This is a genomic window from Lentzea sp. NPDC051208, assembly GCF_040682435.1.
Classification (GTDB): Bacteria; Actinomycetota; Actinomycetes; order Mycobacteriales; family Pseudonocardiaceae; genus Lentzea; species Lentzea kristufekii.
The window spans coordinates 278,607-295,470 of sequence record NZ_JBFBAW010000008.1 but is presented as its reverse complement, the minus strand read 5'-3'; the positions used below and the strand labels follow the sequence as shown (position 1 = coordinate 295,470).

General features: G+C 70.9%; 17 protein-coding genes. 8 read left to right on the top strand and 9 right to left on the bottom strand.

Going from position 1 to position 16,864, the window contains the following annotated elements:
* Positions 1 to 179: 179 nt before the first annotated feature.
* A complete protein-coding gene (locus AB0M48_RS21885; RefSeq protein WP_363844865.1) occupies positions 180 to 1,493 on the top strand; it encodes a protein kinase in 1,314 nt (437 codons plus the stop codon).
* Between the two features lie 325 nt (positions 1,494 to 1,818).
* On the opposite strand, the gene AB0M48_RS21880 is transcribed toward AB0M48_RS21885, so the two are convergent.
* Positions 1,819 to 2,274, bottom strand: coding sequence for a hypothetical protein (locus tag AB0M48_RS21880; RefSeq protein ID WP_363844862.1), 456 nt, complete (start codon positions 2,272 to 2,274; stop codon positions 1,819 to 1,821).
* 329 nt (positions 2,275 to 2,603) lie between these two features.
* Here AB0M48_RS21880 and AB0M48_RS21875 point away from each other — a divergent pair, with 329 nt between their 5' ends.
* Positions 2,604 to 3,107: a SigE family RNA polymerase sigma factor gene (locus tag AB0M48_RS21875; protein ID WP_363844860.1), complete on the top strand. Its 504-nt coding sequence runs from the start codon at positions 2,604 to 2,606 to the stop codon at positions 3,105 to 3,107.
* Positions 3,104 to 4,159: a hypothetical protein gene (locus AB0M48_RS21870; RefSeq protein ID WP_363844857.1), complete on the top strand. Its 1,056-nt coding sequence runs from the start codon at positions 3,104 to 3,106 to the stop codon at positions 4,157 to 4,159. The genes AB0M48_RS21875 and AB0M48_RS21870 overlap by 4 nt, the downstream gene beginning before the upstream one ends.
* Before the next feature lie 82 nt (positions 4,160 to 4,241).
* Here the strand turns inward: AB0M48_RS21870 and AB0M48_RS21865 are convergent, their stop codons facing one another.
* Both AB0M48_RS21865 and AB0M48_RS21860 read right to left on the bottom strand, forming a co-directional pair.
* Positions 4,242 to 5,219, bottom strand: coding sequence for a zinc-binding dehydrogenase (locus AB0M48_RS21865; RefSeq protein ID WP_363844854.1), 978 nt, complete (start codon positions 5,217 to 5,219; stop codon positions 4,242 to 4,244).
* A gap of 47 nt (positions 5,220 to 5,266) precedes the next feature.
* Entirely contained in the window at positions 5,267 to 5,485 is a 219-nt protein-coding gene (locus AB0M48_RS21860; protein ID WP_363844851.1) for a hypothetical protein, read from the bottom strand.
* 344 nt (positions 5,486 to 5,829) lie between these two features.
* Here AB0M48_RS21860 and AB0M48_RS21855 point away from each other — a divergent pair, with 344 nt between their 5' ends.
* A complete protein-coding gene (locus AB0M48_RS21855; RefSeq protein ID WP_363844848.1) occupies positions 5,830 to 6,348 on the top strand; it encodes a hypothetical protein in 519 nt (172 codons plus the stop codon).
* Here AB0M48_RS21855 and AB0M48_RS21850 read toward each other — a convergent pair.
* The 6 genes from AB0M48_RS21850 to AB0M48_RS21825 form a co-directional block, all read right to left on the bottom strand.
* A complete protein-coding gene (locus AB0M48_RS21850; RefSeq protein WP_363844845.1) occupies positions 6,315 to 9,023 on the bottom strand; it encodes a BTAD domain-containing putative transcriptional regulator in 2,709 nt (902 codons plus the stop codon). The two genes, AB0M48_RS21855 and AB0M48_RS21850, sit on opposite strands and share 34 nt — an antisense overlap.
* Before the next feature lie 355 nt (positions 9,024 to 9,378).
* Positions 9,379 to 10,260 carry a cytochrome c oxidase assembly protein gene (locus AB0M48_RS21845; protein ID WP_363844842.1) on the bottom strand — a complete coding sequence of 294 codons (882 nt, stop codon included), beginning with the start codon at positions 10,258 to 10,260 and terminating at the stop codon, positions 9,379 to 9,381.
* Positions 10,257 to 10,670: a DUF2243 domain-containing protein gene (locus AB0M48_RS21840; RefSeq protein ID WP_363844839.1), complete on the bottom strand. Its 414-nt coding sequence runs from the start codon at positions 10,668 to 10,670 to the stop codon at positions 10,257 to 10,259. Before AB0M48_RS21840 ends, AB0M48_RS21845 begins: the two co-directional genes overlap by 4 nt.
* A gap of 119 nt (positions 10,671 to 10,789) precedes the next feature.
* Positions 10,790 to 11,326: a hypothetical protein gene (locus AB0M48_RS21835; RefSeq protein WP_363844836.1), complete on the bottom strand. Its 537-nt coding sequence runs from the start codon at positions 11,324 to 11,326 to the stop codon at positions 10,790 to 10,792.
* Between the two features lie 29 nt (positions 11,327 to 11,355).
* Complete coding sequence (locus AB0M48_RS21830; RefSeq protein ID WP_363844833.1) at positions 11,356 to 11,796, bottom strand: bacterial transcriptional activator domain-containing protein; 441 nt, start codon at positions 11,794 to 11,796, stop codon at positions 11,356 to 11,358.
* A gap of 182 nt (positions 11,797 to 11,978) precedes the next feature.
* Positions 11,979 to 12,830, bottom strand: a complete 852-nt coding sequence (locus AB0M48_RS21825) for a UbiA family prenyltransferase (protein WP_363844830.1) — start codon at positions 12,828 to 12,830, stop codon at positions 11,979 to 11,981.
* A gap of 36 nt (positions 12,831 to 12,866) precedes the next feature.
* Between AB0M48_RS21825 and AB0M48_RS21820 the strand changes: the two genes are divergently transcribed.
* Genes AB0M48_RS21820 through AB0M48_RS21805 form a run of 4 tightly spaced genes read left to right on the top strand, consistent with a single transcriptional unit; the run spans position 12,867 to position 16,627 of the window.
* Complete coding sequence (locus tag AB0M48_RS21820; RefSeq protein ID WP_363844827.1) at positions 12,867 to 13,925, top strand: 3-oxoacyl-[acyl-carrier-protein] synthase III C-terminal domain-containing protein; 1,059 nt, start codon at positions 12,867 to 12,869, stop codon at positions 13,923 to 13,925.
* Positions 13,922 to 14,440, top strand: coding sequence for an isoprenylcysteine carboxyl methyltransferase family protein (locus AB0M48_RS21815; RefSeq protein WP_363844824.1), 519 nt, complete (start codon positions 13,922 to 13,924; stop codon positions 14,438 to 14,440). The genes AB0M48_RS21820 and AB0M48_RS21815 overlap by 4 nt, the downstream gene beginning before the upstream one ends.
* On the top strand, positions 14,433 to 15,467 hold the full coding sequence (locus AB0M48_RS21810) for an NAD(P)/FAD-dependent oxidoreductase (RefSeq protein ID WP_363844821.1): 1,035 nt from the start codon (positions 14,433 to 14,435) through the stop codon (positions 15,465 to 15,467). The genes AB0M48_RS21815 and AB0M48_RS21810 overlap by 8 nt, the downstream gene beginning before the upstream one ends.
* Complete coding sequence (locus AB0M48_RS21805; RefSeq protein ID WP_363844818.1) at positions 15,467 to 16,627, top strand: geranylgeranyl reductase family protein; 1,161 nt, start codon at positions 15,467 to 15,469, stop codon at positions 16,625 to 16,627. The genes AB0M48_RS21810 and AB0M48_RS21805 overlap by 1 nt, the downstream gene beginning before the upstream one ends.
* Positions 16,628 to 16,864 lie beyond the last annotated feature (237 nt).

Here is a 16,864-nt window from a genome sequence, read left to right as displayed (position 1 = left end):
GGCGACCTGTTCTGGGGCTGTGGGGCTCGTGAAGTCATCGTCGCGAGTGGATGCCTGCGTGCACGGCCCTCCGGCAAGCTGACGAAATGCTGGCTGGTACCGATCTTGGCTGACAACGACACCAGCTCGCGCGAAGTCGAAGGTGGCCGATGGCCGGCTCAGCCAAGTAGCGTCGGCATGTGCCAGAAGAGGGTGAGGTCATCGCCGGGCGGTACCGGCTGGTGTCGTCGATCGGGCAAGGATCCATGGGGGTGGTCTGGCAGGCGCGCGACGAGCAGCTCGACCGCGTGATCGCGGTCAAGCTGCTCAACACGGACCGGCGGTCCCCGGACGCGGTGGCGCAGATGCTGCGCGAGGGCCGGGTCGCCGGTCGGCTGCGGCACCCGCACGTGATCAGCGTGTACGAGGTCGTCGAGCACGACGGCAAGCCCTGTCTGGTGCTGGAGTACCTGCCCTCCCGCAGCCTTGCGGCGCTGATCGCCGAACGGGGCGCGCTACCGCCGGGCGTGGTCGCGGCCGTGGGCAGGCAGGTCGCCGCCGCGCTGGCGGCGGCGCACGCAGAGGGCATCGTGCACCGGGACGTCTCGACGTTCAACGTCCTGCTGGCCGAGGACGGCATCGCGAAGATCACCGACTTCGGCATCGCCCGCGCGGTCGGCGAGGGCACGGTGACCGACGCCCGCTTGATCGTCGGCACGCCGGCCTTCCTGGCGCCGGAGGTGGCGGCGGGCGAGGCGGCGACGTTCGCCTCGGACGTGTTCTCCCTCGGCGCGACCCTCTACGCAGCGCTGGAGGGCAGGCCGCCGTTCGGTGTGGACGACAACCCCTACGCGCTCCTGCAACGCGTGGTCCGGGGGGAGTTCGAGCCGCCGCGGTCGGGTGGCCCGCTCGGCGAGGTGCTCCTGCGCCTCCTGCATCGTGACGCGGCCCGACGGCCGACGATGGCCGAGGCCCACAAGCTGCTCGCGGCGGTCGCGGAGGGACTGCCGCTGCCCGCTGCGCCCCCGAAGAACGGGACGCGGATGCTGCTCGTCCGGCGCCACCTGCCACGCCGGGTGATCGCGATGGTCGCCGGTGCGGCCGTCCTGGTCGCCGCCGGTGTCGTGATCGGCACCGTCGCGCAGGGCGACCGGCCCAGCAGCAGCGCCCAGACCAACTCCACCACGGTGACGACCACGGTCACGACCGCGACCGCCTGCGTTGCCCGTTACGAGGTGACCAACTCGTGGCCGGGCGGCTACCAGGTCGAGGTGACCGTGGGCAACACCAGCGCACGCGGCCTGACCGGCTGGACCATCACGTGGCAGCCGGCTGCGGGCCACACCATCGGCAACCTGTGGAACGGCACCCTGACCCAGAACGCGACCGCGGTGACCGTCACCAACGCAGGCCACAACGCCGTGCTCGCTGCCGGGGCAACCACCTCGTTCGGGTTCGTCGCCGCCGGTCCTGAACCCCCTCGCCCGGCCGTGACCTGCTCCACCGCCAACTGAAACGTCGGCTTACCGGTCAACGGAAGCGAGGCGGCGGGGCTCCACGAACGCAGCCACCAGGTAGGCGAGGCGAGCGTGGCCAGTGGTGCTCGTACCCCAGGGGCCGATCATGAACGCACTGTTGGAACCACCCGTTGGCTGAAGCCGCTCGTGCAGCAGACCCCGCACTGACGGAAGGCTCGCAACTATAAAGCGGGCAAGTTTTGGGGCAGCTTCGACGCGAGGCCGGGTAGGTCGAACAGCACGCCCACGAGATAGGTCACCACGCAGGCGAGCCTGTCCGCCAAGCGTCTGCTGCTCGCCGGCAAGAAGTGCGGCTGGCGGTTCAGGGTGGCGGCACGACGCCGTCGGCCTGTTCGAGGTCGGAGATCCACAGGGCAAGCGCCGCCTGCGCGTCGCGCAGGGTGCGTGACGGCTCGCCGAGTCCGCGTAACGCCAGCCGCCGCTGTTCGAGCCTGGGGCTGCGGAACTTCGGGAAGGCGAGCTTGAGGCATGTGTCGATCATCTCGGCGTGGTAGTGCAGCAGTTGAGCCACCCGGAACTCCAGCGACGCCCGGTCGGCGTCACCGATGAGGTCCATCGCCCACCCGTGCAGCCGGCAGTAGTCGGACGCGACCCGGCCGCCCCGGCGGGCCACTTGCGCCGGGACGTCGCCAGGCTGCGCGCAGGCGCCGATGATCTGCTCGGCGGCGGGCTGGAGTGCGACCGCACGGGTGGCTACTTCCAGCAGCGACCGCAGCGCGACCAGACGCGCGGCGGCGGAGTCCTTCGCAGCTGCCACGGCCGCGCTTCGCCGCGGGCGACGTCCCGGAATCCGCATGTGATCCACCAGCCTCGATGAGCCAGCCCGGAAGCATCCAGTATGAACCGCCACGAGGCGCGCCGCGAGGTTCGGGAGTGTGGATGGGCTTCCGCTGTTCGGCGTCGCGCTAGACAGCGCCGCACACGCTGAAGTGCGAGCGGGCGTTTCATGGTGATCAGTTCCGTGATGTTGTGTCCGGGCCGATCGTCGTCTGGTATTTCCCTGCCCCCACGACTCGTCAAGTGGATCAACTTGTTCATTCGGGAGACGGGTAAACGGATCGCCGTCGAGGCGAGTCTTCCAAGGTGATGGCTGACTACGACGACTTCGCCCGAGCGCAACTGCCGCGGTTGCTGCGGTACGCGACGATGCTCACCGGCGAGCGGGAGCAGGCGGCTGATCTGGTGCAGGACGTGCTGGTGAAGGTGTACCGGCACTGGTCCCGGATCAGCGGCGCGGATCATCCCGACAGGTACGTGCTGCGGATGGTGACCAACGGCTACCTGTCTTGGCGACATAGCCGGTCCGCGCGTGTGATCGCCTCGGGCGACCTCCCCGAGGAGGCACGTGCGGACGATTTCGCGTCGGACCACGCCGCGCGCAAGGACATGTGGCAGCGCCTGTCGCGGCTGCCCAAGCGCCAACGTGCCGTGGTGGTGCTGCGGTACTACGAGCAGTTGCCCGACAACGAGATCGCCGGGCTGCTCGGCTGCGCCCAGGCCACCGTCCGCGCACACGCCCACAAAGCATTGGCCTCGCTGCGAAACGGCTTGGCCGTCGAGCAGATGGCGGAGGCCAGGGAGACAACATGAACATCGAGAACCTGATCAAGGACACCTTCACGGCGCGCGAACATGACGCGCCCGACAGCGACGCGGTGCTGGCCGCGGCCCGCCAACGCATCGACAGCAGGCGCTCCGGGCTGAGCCGGCCGCTGGCGGTCGCCGCCGGGGCGACCGTGCTGACCCTCGGCGCGGTCACCGCCGTGGCGCTGAACCGGCCGGACCCGGTGGACCAGTCCCAGACCGTCGTCACCGCCAACGGTTCCCAAGAGAGCCAGACCTCGGTCCCCACCGCCCCGGCCCCGGCGGGTCTGCAAATGCCCTACACCCTGGGCTGGCTCCCGCCGGGCGCGGTCGCCTACCGCGCACAACGGATCAACGTCGGGTTCAGCGCGAGCAACCCGGAAGCGCCTCTGTACGGCGGCGAGTACATGCTGACCGTCACGGCCGACGGCCAGGTCCTGGAGGTCGGCGTCCAGCAGTTCCGGATGGTGCCGGTGGACCAGGCGATGTTCAAGTCGGGCCCGGGCTCCCCCGTGACGATCAAGGGACAGCGCGCCGTCGAGAGCTCGGTGTCCACCGGGCCAGGGGGGTACGAGCTGTACGTGGAGCACCCCGACGGCGGTTCGATGTACGTGCACGTGTCCGCCGCGTACGGCAGCACCGCACCCGCGCAGCAACTCGTCGACAACGGCCGCCGGATCGCGGAGAACATCCAGTTCCCGGGCACCACGACCGTCACCCCGGCGTTCGGCCTGCGCGACCTGCCCGCCGGAATGAGGATCTGCGCCTTCAACGTCCAGCAGCTCGCGGACCGGCCCGGGCCACGGGCCACCACGAGCTACTCGCTCGGCACGTGCACCGTTCAGCCGACGGTCCACGTCAACAGCGCCGTCGTCGGCGAACCGGAGGGCACGCCGGGACAGCCGGTGCAGGGCCGCGCGACGCGCTACACCGACGAGAACGGCTACCACCGGCTGTGGGTCCTCGGCGCGCTGGAGGGAGCCCCCGTCGTCATCGCGGGCCAGGTACCACCGGCCGACCTGTACGACATCGCCAACCGTCTCGTGCTGCCGAACTGACCGCGGGAACTTCGAGAACGAGGTCGCGACGCGCTCGACCAAAAATCCGGCTCCGCGTCGCACGAACAGCGGTCCGGACCTGTCAGGGACGCAGAAGGATCTTGCCCCGCCGGCCCGGGGCCGCGTTGCCACGCGCGGCCTCGGCGATCTGCTCCAGCGAGTAGACGTGCTCGACTGGCAGGGTGAGCGCGCCCGAGGCGATGCCCGTGACCAGTTCGCCCAGCAGCGAGGCTCGCTTGCCGGCCGCCATCGCGGGGAAGACCTTGCTTCCCCAGAAACCGGTGACGGTGACCTGCTTGAAGATCACGTCACCCGAGCTGATCTCGAGGGTGGGGGAGGCCATCGCACCGAACACCACGAGCCGCCCGCCCTCGGCGAGCAGCGAGACGACGTCGCCTGCGGCCGCACCGCCGACCGAGTCGACCCCAGCCCTGATCGGCGCGTCGCCGACGATCTCCCGAACCCGGTCGCGCCAGCCGTCGTCGTCGGTGGCGACGACATCGCCGATGCCCTGCGCACGCAGTTCGGCCACGCCGTCGGCACGGCGGACGAGGCCGAGGACGTGGACGCCGCGGGCCGCCGCCAGCTGGGCGACGAGCCTGCCGACGGCTCCGTTGGCGGCGTTCTGGACGAACCAGTCACCCTCGGCGAGCTCCAGCGAGTCGAGCAGCGCGATGGCGCTGAAGGGCATCGACACCAGCTGGCTCGCCGCCTCGTCACCGATGGCGTCGGGAACAGGGATGAGCGTCTGGGCGGTCGCGACCACGAACTCGGCCCAGGCGCCGAAGGTGCCACCCGACGCCACTCGCTGGCCCACCGCGAGGCCGTCCACGCCCTCACCGAGCGTCTCGACGACCCCGACGAACTCGGTGCCGGAGCGTGCGGGCATCTCGGGCTTGAAACCGTAGGTTCCGCGCGCGGTCCACAGGTCGTGGTTGTGGACGGGGGAGAGCAGCACCCGCACCAGGACCTCTCCGGGACCGGGTTGCGGAGAGGGCACCTCCTGCACCTCGAGGACCTCGGCGGGGTCACCGAACTTCTGCTGGACCAGCGCGCGCATGACATGCCTTTCCGTAGGTGCTGGGGAACGTGTCCCTGCCTCCAACCTCACACCATGCGCAGAAAGGTCGCACCCCAGAACAGCAGAACGACGGAGTAGGCCACGAACAACCACCCCGCCGTGGTGCGGGAGCACCGGGCCTTGCGCCGCAGCAACCCTGCGATCCCCACCCACGCCAGGGCCAGCAACCCCGCCAGCAGGGGCAGCGACAGCAGGCCCCGGGCACCCGCGAACAGGCCCGCCCAGTAGTCGAGGGGCAGCGACACGTCGGAAGCGATGCTGCTCGGCAGGCCCGGTCGCCGCGATGGCGCCGCCGCAAAAGAGCCAGCCCGCGACCGTCGAGACGACGGGAACGAGTCCCACCAGGTCACCTAGCCCTGGCAGCAGCAGCTCCCACATCAGGAAATGCCCGCCGATGACCGCGCCGACGGCCCCGATGACGAGCCGGGTCTGAGTGCCCTGCTCGTCCCGGTGCCACGACGGCAGCCTGGTTCGAACGCGGTCACGGAAGCCCCGTCCCGCTCTGGCGCCGTGTATCGGCGATGTATCAGCGGTGTATGAGACCTCCGGATGCTGTGGGGGACGTACAGACATGCGAAAAGGGGATCTCATGCGGTTCACCAAAGTCACGGTCGCTGCCATCGGCCTGCTCGGCGCGGCCCTGATCGGCACCGCCGCTCCGGCCGGCGCGGCCGGCGGGCAAGCGTTCAGCCCGAACGTCGAGATCGCGCAGCCGTGGCTCGACGACACGGCCACCGCGTCCGCCGTCGAAGGCGACGTCGCCATCCAGCAGACGGTGGCCGGCGCCATCAAGTGGATGTCCGACCGCCGGGGCAGCACGGCGTACGAGGGCTACTGCGAGCGCGCCGTCCGCCTGGCGTGGGACCGCGCGACGCACCACGCGTCGGCGATCGACCACTGGCGGTCCTCGGACGGCGCCCGCCGCACCACCGGCACGCCGCCCAGGGGCGCGTTCGTCTTCTGGAACATCAGTCAGTACGGCCATGTGGGCATCGCGGACGGCAACGGCGGTTTCTGGTCGACCAGCGTCGGCGGCAGGATCGGTCACGCCAGCTCGACCGGCTACTTCCGCAACTACCTCGGCTGGAAGCCCGGCAACAGCAACTGATCCAGTGATCCCGCCGCGCGTGCGAGAGCTCGCCGCGCGGCGGGTTCGCCTTCCCGGTTTCCGGTGCGGCGGTAGGTTTCCAGCGCCTGCCGCAGGAGGGCGTGCGCCTCCTGCGGGTGGCCGTTCGAGATCAACGCCTCGGCCAGCTCGACCTGGGCGAACGCCGTGCACCGCTCGTCGGTCAGGTCCGTCAGGATCGTCACGGCCCGGCGTGCGCTGACCAGCTCCTGCTCGTGCTCGCCCGTGCTGCGGCAGAGCGCGGAAAGTCGCACCAGCACCAGGGCTTCGCGGTGTGCGTCACCGAGGTCCGCGGCGAGCCGCAGGGCGTTCGTGAGCCATTTCCGCGCCTCCTCGGGCCTGCCGAGCGAGCTGTGGACCCCGCCGATCGACGCCCGCACGTGTGCCACGGAATGCAGATCGCCCGCGAGCTCCAGCAGCCGCAGGCCTTCGCCGTAGAACTCCATCGAGCGCTCGTACTCCGCCTGCAGCCGGTACACCACGCCGATGCCCGCGAGGGAGATGCCCTGGCCGCGGTCGTCGCATAGCGAGCGGTAAAGCTCTTGTGCCGCAAGCAGTCCTTGCTCGGCCTCCGTGAACTCGCTGCGGTAGATGTGCACCTGGGCGAGGCCGCGCAGCAACGCCGCCTCGCCAACCTCGTTGCCGGCCGCGCGGACACTCCGCAACGCCCGCGCGTGGGTGCGCGCCCAGTCCTCGTAGTGGCTGTGCAGGTCGAAGAACGGCACGCAGGCCGCCGCGAGCTGCCACGCCACCTCGTCGAGGCCCGCGTCCGCCGCGATGTCGACCGCGCCGCACAACGTCCGCCGTTCCGCCTCGAACCACGCGACGGGCTCGGCGAGCAGGTGCTCCGGTGCCACGACCGGCGCGACGTCGGCGATGGTCGTGCCGAACGTGACGGGCAACCGCCGTGCGGCCGTGACCGCGAGCCAGAGCCACGCGCGCAACGTCCGTTCCAGCGCGGCCCGGCCGTCCGGCAGTGAGTGGTTCAGGGCGTGGCACCGCAACAGGTCGTGCAGCCGGTAGCGCGGCTGGCCGATGCCGTCCGCGCCGAAGGTCTCGAGCAGATGAGCGTCGACCAGCCCGTCCACGAGGTGCTCGGTGCCCGGTTCGCCGAGCAATGTCTCGACCACCCAGCTCGGGAAGTCGTGCGGACCGAGCAACGCCAGCCGCACGAACGCCTGGAACTCGCGCGGGGACAGCTGCCGGATGCTCAGGTCGAAGCTCGCCCGCACGGCCAGCTCACCGGAGGTGAGCTCGCGCAACCGCGTCGACTCGTCGACGAGCCGCTCGCGCAGCACCTGCATCGACCACCGCCCGCGCCCGGCCAGCCGCGCGCCCGCCACCCGGATCGCCAGCGGCAGGTGCCCGCACGCCGCCGCGATCGCCGCCGCTTCGGCGGGCTGGGCCCACACCCGGTCCTCACCCGCGATGGCGGTGAGCAGTTCCGCCGCCTCCTCCGGGGAGAACGGGGACAGCTCCACCTGCAGCGCGCCGGGCAGCTCCGACAGCCTGCGTCGACTGGTCACGAGGACCGCGCAGCCCGCGTCGGCCGGGAGCAGGGGCACGAGCTGGCTCACCGAGGCGGCGTCGTCGAGCACCACCAGCACCCGCCGACCGGCGAGCTTGGAGCGGAACAGCGCGGCACGCGCGGTGACCTGCGCGGGCAGGCCGGCACCCGTGATCCCCAAGGCGTGCAACAGCTCCGTGAGCACCTCGCCCGGTTCGCGCGGGTGGTCGGAGGTGCCGCCGAGGTCGACGTAGAGCTGTCCGTCCGGAAAGTGGTCACCGACCTGATGCGCCACCCGGATCGCGAGTGTCGACTTGCCGACACCGGGAGGCCCGGTCACCGCGGCCGGTGCGGAGCCCTGCCGCAGTGCCGTCGTCAGCACCGCGATCTCTCCCGCGCGGCCGCAGAAGTCGAACACCGTCGGCGGTAGCTGACGCAGGGGAGCGGGCGCCGGTTCGTCGCGCAGCACCGCGAGCTGGGCCTCTCGCAGCGCGGATCCGGGCTCCAGCCCGAGCTCGTCGGTGAGCCGCACGCGCATGTCCGCGTAGACCTGCAACGCCTCAGCACGCCTGTTGTCCTGATGCAGGGCGAGCACGAGCTGCCCGCACACGCTCTCGCGGTAAGGATGTTCCGCCAGCAACGCCCGGAGCTCAGGGATCGCCTCGGCGCACCCAGTCGAGGCCACCTGCAACCCGAGCCGCTGCTCGGTAGCCGCGAGCCGGGCCTCGTCGAGCCGGGCGAGGGCAGGCGCCCACGCGTCGTGGCCCGGCAGGTCCTCCAACGGACGGCCGCGCCAGAGGGACTCCGCCCGCCGCAACAACCCCAGCGCCGCGTCAGGTCGCCGCCGGGCTTGCGCGACAAGCTCGTCGAACATCAGCGCGTCGAGTTCGTCAGCCTCGAGTTCGAGCACGTAGCCGGTGCCGTGGGTGCGCAGCTGCTCGTCGAGCAGCTGCCGGAGCCGCCAGACGTAGGTCCGGACGTTCTGCACCACCGACCGCGGCCGAGTCGCGGGCCACAGGGCCTCGATCAGCTGGTCGAGCGAGACGTCGGTGTTCGCGTGCAGCGCGAGGTGCGCGAGCAAGGCCCGCTGTTTGACGCCGCCGAATTTCTCCCTGCGGCCGTTCCGCCAGACCTCCAGAGGGCCCAGCACCCGCACGCTCGACCTGCTGATGGCTCCTCCGCTCCCCAGGACCTGCTCAGGTGTTCGTCCATCGGACGACGTCGGCGCCCGTCGCGTTCCCGCCGCACACCGCGATTCCGAACACCGGTCCCGCGCACCGCCGCCTGTGGGGTGCCAGAACTCCGCACTCATACGCTGAGCTGCGGTGATCAGATTCTGCTTGGCCGGTCCTCGGCGGCGTAGACGTTCCAACAGGATCGTTGGACGTGGCGGTAGCCTTTTCCGACGTCGTGTCCGGGACGATCGGGCGGATGTACGAAATCGCCATCGAACGCCACCTGCACGTGGCGTGGAAACGCAGAACAGGTGCTCTGCCGCTTGGGCTTCACCCCACTCGAGACGAGGTGCGCTGCGGATCTGGGCGGCCATGGTCACTGGAACGCGGAGCTGACCGGCGCGGTGGCGACTCCGCGCGGCGTTGCTGGTGGGTGCGGGCGCGGCCGCTGGTGGTGTACCACTGAACGGCGATGATCGCGGCGAGGGCGAGTTCGGCCAGGTCGCCGCCGTAGTACATCAGCTGTGCTCCGGTGTGCAGGTCAGTGGTGGTGAAGGCGGTGCCCGGCGGAGGTTTCGCGTAGAGAGCTTTGGCCAGGACGGCGTGGGCGGCACCGGCGGTCAGCAGGGCGGTGGCGCGCCAGGCGAGGCTCCAGCGGCGCCTGACCGGGTCCAGCTGGCACACGGCGAAGGTGAACAGCAGCCCGGAGACCACGACGTGGACGTGAACCGCGGCGTGCAGCAGCGGCTGGTGGTGGATGCCGGCGAACAGGGGGGTCCGGTAGAGCAGCCACAGACCGCCGAGATCCAGCGTCGCCGCCAGTGGAGGGAAGACCAGCACGGTCGCGGGAACCGAGTGCGCCACGGCCAGCAGCGTGCGCCGAGGCCGCGCCGGCAGCACCCGCAGCAGCAGAGTCAGCGGGCGGGCCAGCACCACCAGCACCGGTGCGATCATGGCGATCACGAGGTGCTGGGCCATGTGGGCGGTGAACGGGCCACCTGGCAGTGGTCCCAGAAGCGCGTATGCCAGGACGGCGCACCCGGCGGTGAAGCAGGCGTCTCGCCACCTCGGCCAGGCGTCACCCCGCAGGCGCAGACGGGTGCTGCCTGCCAGGTAAGCAGACGCGGCCAGCAGTGCCGTCACCGCGATGACCATCCCGATCAGTCCTGGAGGCGCCGCGGCGGGCGCGTGGTGCAGGTGAGGACCGCTCACGAGCCGGCCCCTCGACGCGCGCGCACGGCGAGGACGACGCCCACGGCCAACAGCGCCAGCGCAGCGCCGTTCCACACCAGGTCGTAGACCAGCAAGTCCACGCCATAACGAACTTGATGCAGGCGCAGCAGCTTGTGGTCGACGATCCCGTCGAACAGCTGAAAGCCGCCCAACCCGAGGAACAGTCCGGCCCAGCCGTGCGGCCGGGCGAGTGCGTGACGACGGCGCAGGTCGGCGTACAGGACGAACCCGGCCACCAAGCCCAGCAGCTCCGCGGTGTGCAGCAACCCGTCCGACACCAGCCCCGCCGCCGGGGTGGACCGGTCGAAGAAGTGGTGCCAGGCCAGGATCTGGTGGAACACGATCTCGTCGACCGCGGCCATCAGCGCCGCGCCGATCAACGCGCACACGGCCATCGATCTTCCGGGCAGGGTTGCGGGTTCAGGTGCAGAGGGCGGTAGGGCGTGCCCCGCGGATTCGGCCATCAGGCGAGCAGTCCTCCAGTCGGTGATGCGGTGAGCCGTTGTCGCTACCGGGAATGGGCACGCGTGCGGGGCAGTGGGCCGACGCCGGCGTGGCGGCCGGGCCGCATCGCGGCGTGGCGTTGTCCGGGCCCGGGACCGGAGCGGGCGGCCAAGGCGTCAGCGACGACACCGGTGGCGAAGGCGTAGACGGTCTTGTGCAGCAGGTCCACCGCCAGTTCGCGGCGGGGCCAGGTGGGTGGCGGCGCGCCGACGCCGGTGGCGTTCTCCAGGATCTGGTCGTTGGTCAGCCGGACCACGGCGAACTTCGCTGAGGACCACGGGCCTCGAAGACCGGCGTGCGCCATGACCGAGCGCAGCACGCCGAGCAGCATGCCTTGGCCGAAGTGCATCGCCAGGTTGACCGGCACCGGCTGCCGGCCACCGGGTCGTTCCCGCATGCCGGTGAGCCGTTGCAAGACCCGTGCCGGGACGTGGGAGTCGGGGCGACCGGTCAGGCGCTGTTCCGCCTTCTCTCCCAGCGTCATCACCAGCACCCCGGCGGTACCGGCGAGCAGCCCTTCCCACAACGCGCGTTTCATCATGCCGCTTCGAGTACCCGGCTACGGGCGACCTATCCGGGATCTCGTCCCGGTGCAACTGTCTCGCCGGGAGACGGTTCGAGGCCTAGTTCGGCGCGCGGAAGGGTTCGGTAGCTCTGGTATTGGCGGACGGCCTGGGCGGGGTTGCCGTCGGCGAGGTGCAGTTCGGCGAGGGTGCGGTGTGCGCTCTCCCTCAGTGGGTCGGTCTGCACGGCTGCCAGAGCGGCCTGGTGTGCGTGGTGGTGATCGCCACGGGCCAGGTAACGCTCGCTGAGCGCCTCGAGTGCGCGAAGTAGTGCCTGCCGGTCATCGACCACCATGATCACCGGTGCCGGCTTTCCCAGACGCCACGACGAGGACCGCAGGCAGGCTGCAGCCCGGCGCGCAGTGGCTTCCGGCCAGAGCAGCGTTGCGGCGACCGTACGCGGCACCGGAGCTTTGTGCGGCGCCAGGAGCGCGATGAGTCTTCGCATCCTTTCGCACGCAGTGGAGTCTGACGACGCGAGGTGCTTGCCGCACCCCGGGCAGTGGGGTGCACCGGCATGACGGCAACCCGGCTAGCGCGTGACCTGCAAGCCGTTGAGTGCGGAACACGGCACTGATCGTCGGCAACCAGCGCACCGCTCGAAGGCCCGTCGTACGGACGGTGGCCCCGTCAAGCGGTGACAGTGATGAGCAGAACCACGTCCAGCAACGCGATCGCGACGGTGAGCCGGAACGCGATCGCGGTGTGCGGTGCGCGGATCGCGGCCACGGTGGTGGCGGCGGCCAACGTGATGCCGACGGTCACCACCACCGCCGAGTAGAGCGCCGACGCTCCGGCGGGGGCGAGGCCCAGCACGATCGACGCCGTGGCGAGAGCCAACGCCATGACGATCACCCCGGTGCGCGGGCCGAGCCGGTGGGGGAGACCACGCACACCCGTCTCGGCGTCCGCACGCAGGTCCGGGAGCACGTTGGCGAAGTGCGCCCCGAACCCGAGGAGCGCGCCGACCACGGGTACCCACCACGGCGGCCACGGCTCACCCTGCCCGGCCGCGTGCACGCCGATCGTCAGCGCGGCGAACGCGAACAAGTAGGCGGCGCCGGAGAAAACCGTGGCCTTGAGACCGAGGTTGTACGCCCAGCCGCCCGCGACGCTCAGGATCAGGACCACGCCGGGGAACCAGCCCAGCAGCAACGACAGCACAACCGTCGCCAGCGCGGCCGCGACGGCCGCTGTCGCGACAGCTCGCACCGGAACCGTTCCGGTGGCAGCGGGTTTGTCCGCGCGTCCGGTCGCACGGTCGCGTGCCGCGTCGATCCAGTCGTTGGACCAGCCGATCGAGAGCTGCCCGGTGAGCACCGCGCCACCGAGCAGCACGGTGCCCGGAACGTCGAGGCCGCCGCCCGATCCCAGCAGGACGGCCACCGTCGTGACGGCGAGGCTGGGCAGGGGATGGCATGCCTGCGCGAGACCTTGCAGCAATTGCAACGACTTCCCGCGGTGGACCGCTGTGCCGCTCATCTGCCGAGTGTAGGCGGAAGCCGTACCGTGAAGGAGGTGACGACAATTTCGGCCGTACACGGCGTTCTTCCGCCGCACCGCTACCCACAAGCGCGGCTGACAAACCTGTTCGCGCGGTTGTGTTTACCGGATTCCGCTTCCCGCGCGGTGGCCGCCCGGTTCCACAGCAGTGCCCGTGTCGGTTCGCGGCACCTCGCGCTGGCCATCGAGCGGTACGACGAGCTCGACGGTTTCACCGCGGCGAACGACGCCTTTCTCTCCGTGGCGGTCGATCTCGGCTGTGAGGCCGCACTGGCCGCGTTGGCGGACGCAGGCCTTCGACCGTCCGATGTGGACCTGATCGTGTCCACGACGGTCACCGGGATCGCGGTTCCCTCCCTCGACGCGCGGATCGCGGCCCGGATCGGCATGCGGCCGGACGTGAAGCGAGTCCCGATCATCGGCCTGGGTTGCCTGGCCGGCGCCGCGGGCGTCGCGCGGCTGCACGACTTCCTGCGCGGCTGGCCGAACTCGGTGGCGATGCTCGTGTCCGTCGAGCTGTGCTCGCTGACCGTGCAGAGGCAGGATGCCAGTGCTGCCAACATGATCGCCTCGGGTCTCTTCGGTGACGGCGCTGCCGCGGTCGTCGCCGTCGGCTCCGAGCACCCCGGCGCGGCAGCCGGTCCTCAGGTCGTGGACTCGTTGAGCCACCTGTACGCGGACTCCGAACGCGCGATGGGGTGGGATGTCGGCAGCACGGGCCTGAAGGTCGTGCTGGGCGCCGAAGTGCCCGAGCTGGTGCGCGAGCACCTGGCCGATGACGTCAAAAGCCTGTTATCACCACACGGGCTTGAGATCGATGACATCGCGCGCTGGATCTGTCACCCCGGCGGGCCGAAGGTCATCGAGGCCATCCAGTCGGTGCTCGGCCTCGACGAAGACGACCTCGCGATGACGTGGCGGTCGTTGCACGAGATAGGCAACCTGTCCTCCGCGTCAGTGCTGCACGTCTTCGCCGACACGCTCGCGGCCAGGCCCGCCTCTCCCGGCGACTGGGGTGTGGTGATGGCCATGGGACCGGGCTTCTGCGCCGAGTTGGTGTTGCTGAGGTGGTGAGCCAGGTGTGGTACTCGGTGCTGGTCGGCCTGGTCGCGGCAGAGCGGCTGGCCGAGCTGGTCGTGGCGAAGCGCAACCTGGCGTGGAGCCTCGCCCGCGGCGGTCTCGAGACGGGTTTCGCGCACTACCCGTTCATGGTCGTGCTGCACACCGGCCTGCTGGCCGGGTGCCTGGCCGAGGTCTGGCTGGCGGACAGGGACTTCGTTCCGCTGCTCGGCTGGCCGATGCTTGCTCTCGTGGTGCTGTCGCAGGCACTGCGGTGGTGGTGCATCCGGGTGCTCGGACGTCAGTGGAACACCCGGATCGTCGTCGTGCCGGACCTGCCCCGCGTGACCGGTGGCCCGTACCGCCTGTTCCCGCACCCGAACTACGTCGCGGTCGTGGTCGAGGGCTTCGCACTGCCACTGGTGCACGACGCGTGGCTGACCGCCTTGGTCTTCACCGTGCTGAACGCAGCTCTGCTGACGGTCCGCATCCGCGCGGAGAACGACGCGCTCAGGTCCCTGGATGTCTGACCGGATGCACGACGTCGTGGTGGCCGGAGGAGGTCCGGCAGGGCTCGCCGTCGCGCTGGGCTGCGCCCAGGCCGGCATGGACGTGGTGGTGTGCGAGAAGCGGCCCGGTGTGCTCGACAAGGCCTGCGGGGAAGGGCTGATGCCCGGTGCGGTGCGGGCGTTGGCCGCACTCGGCGTGGACCCGCCAGGACATCCGATCGACGGCATCACCTACCGGCAGGGCACTCAGGCGGTGCACGCGCCGTTCCGGTGTGGCAGCGGACGTGGCGTCCGGCGAACTCAGCTGCACGACGCGCTGAGCGAAGCGGTCCGCCGCGCCGGGGTGCCGGTGTCGAGCACCTCGGTCACCGAGGTCTTCCAGTACGACGACCACGTGCGAGCCGGTGCGCTGCGGGCGCGCTACCTCGTCGCCGCGGACGGTCTGCACTCGCCGATCCGCGATCTCGTCGGCCTCGGCGCCCACGGCAGGCCTTCCGCGCCGCGGTGGGGACTGCGCCGCCACTTCGCGCTCACGCCGTGGAGCGGCGGGGTGGAGGTGACGTGGGCGCCGAGGTCGGAGGCTTACGTGACACCGGTGGCACCGGACATGATCGGTGTCGCGATCCTGTCATCGGTCCGGGGCGGCTTCACCGAGCAGCTCACCGCGTTTCCCGAACTGGTGGCGCGACTTGCGGACGCACAACCGGTCTCCCGTGTGCGCGGCGCCGGACCGTTGCGGCAGCGGACGACCGGCAGGGTGGCCGGGCGTGTGCTGCTGGCGGGAGACGCGGCGGGCTACGTCGACGCGCTCACCGGCGAAGGGCTCGCGCTGTCGCTGAGCACCGCGGCCGAGCTCGTCCGCTGCCTGCGAGCCGGACGGCCGGCGGACTACGACCGTGCCTGGGTGCGCACGTCGCGCCGGTCGCGCTGGCTGACGGAGTCCCTGCTGTGGGCCAGGAACAGGCCCGCGCTCGGGCGCCGGATCGTTCCGGCCGCCATCCATGCGCCGTGGCTGTTCGCCGCCGCGGTCCACCAGTTGGCTCGCTGATGGCCGGGCACGACACTTGGGACCTCGCCGTCGTCGGAGCCGGACCCGCCGGCTCGTCGGCCGCCCTCGCGGCGTTGCGCGCGAACCCGGCCGCTCGCGTGCTGTTGCTGGACGCCGCGGAGTTCCCGCGCGACAAGGTCTGCGGTGACGGCGTCGCGCCGCACGCGTTGGACGTCCTGGCCGGACTCGGTGTGGACGTCTGCGCCCTCACGGCCGGCACAGCCCCGATCCTCGATCTGCGGCTGACCTCACCGCGAGGCGTGACAGCCGTCCGCCGGTTCGCTCGGCCTGCCTGCGTCATACCCCGCGCGCTGCTCGACGCCCGACTCGTCGTGGCCGCGTGCACGGCGGGTGCCGAGTTTCGGCGGCACCGGATCCGTTCGCTCACTCCGACGGAGGATGGCGTGGACATCGACGGCAGGTTCCACGCCCGCACGGTGATCGGTGCGGACGGCGCGGAGTCGGTCGTGCGACGGCAATGCGGCGCCAAGAGCGCGAAGGCGGGCAGCACCGCCATCGCACTGCGCGGATACACGAGTGCGGACCCGTGGCCCGCGGCGGAACAGCGACTCGTCATGTCCACCGCACACTGGCCCGCGTACGCCTGGGTCTTCCCCGTCGGCGATGGCACCGCGAACGTCGGCTACGGCGAGCTCATCCGTCAGAAGCCGCCGACACGAGCGCACTTGACGGAGCGCCTGCACGCGCTGTTGCCCGACTGCCCGCCGCTGACGCTGCGCGGCCACCGGTTGCCGTTGTCGCCGGGCAGACCGGACATCAGTCATGATCGTGTGCTGCTGGCGGGGGACGCTGCCTCGCTGATCAACCCGCTGACGGGCGAGGGGATCTACTACGCCGTCCTGTCCGGATCCCTCGCCGGTGCGGCCGCCATGACAGCGGATCCCGCGAGCGGCTACCGGCGGGCGTTGCGCCGCGTGCTCGGCAAGCACCTGCGGCACACCGACGCACTGGCCCGGCTCACCCGCACACCGGCGCTCGTGGATCTGGCCACGAGCGCGGCACGCGACGGCCGGCGCGCGTTCGACGACCTCGTCGAGATCGGCCTCGGAGCGGGCACGATCAGCCCGGCCCTCCTGATGGCGATGCTCAGGGCAGCGAGCGGGAGCCCGCTGGAGGGCTCCCGCTCGCTGCGGGAGTGAGCCGGCACAGCACCGCGCGTGAACCCGGTCGTGCCAGCCAGGCGGCATTTCCTCTCAGGTGAGCACTGGCCGTTTTGCGCCCGTCCGGGTGAGTCACCCGGACGGGCGGTCGCCTGTGGCCGAGGTCAGATCGCAGACGTCGCACCGACATGGACTCGCACCATCACGCACCACCTTCATGAAGCGGGACGCGATGGCGGCGAGCACCCGGCGTCCGCTGGGACATGCCGCAGTGTG

What these genes read in the sequence shown, in the direction of transcription:
- AB0M48_RS21810 (WP_363844821.1), top strand. Translation starts at nt 14,433, where the DNA reads ATGTCTGACCGGATGCACGACGTCGTGGTGGCCGGAGGAGGTCCGGCA.
- AB0M48_RS21865 (WP_363844854.1), bottom strand. Translation starts at nt 5,219, where the DNA reads ATGCGCGCGCTGGTCCAGCAGAAGTTCGGTGACCCCGCCGAGGTCCTC.
- AB0M48_RS21875 (WP_363844860.1), top strand. Translation starts at nt 2,604, where the DNA reads ATGGCTGACTACGACGACTTCGCCCGAGCGCAACTGCCGCGGTTGCTG.
- AB0M48_RS21805 (WP_363844818.1), top strand. Translation starts at nt 15,467, where the DNA reads ATGGCCGGGCACGACACTTGGGACCTCGCCGTCGTCGGAGCCGGACCC.
- AB0M48_RS21855 (WP_363844848.1), top strand. Translation starts at nt 5,830, where the DNA reads ATGCGGTTCACCAAAGTCACGGTCGCTGCCATCGGCCTGCTCGGCGCG.
- AB0M48_RS21825 (WP_363844830.1), bottom strand. Translation starts at nt 12,830, where the DNA reads ATGAGCGGCACAGCGGTCCACCGCGGGAAGTCGTTGCAATTGCTGCAA.
- AB0M48_RS21830 (WP_363844833.1), bottom strand. Translation starts at nt 11,796, where the DNA reads ATGCGAAGACTCATCGCGCTCCTGGCGCCGCACAAAGCTCCGGTGCCG.
- AB0M48_RS21870 (WP_363844857.1), top strand. Translation starts at nt 3,104, where the DNA reads ATGAACATCGAGAACCTGATCAAGGACACCTTCACGGCGCGCGAACAT.
- AB0M48_RS21835 (WP_363844836.1), bottom strand. Translation starts at nt 11,326, where the DNA reads ATGATGAAACGCGCGTTGTGGGAAGGGCTGCTCGCCGGTACCGCCGGG.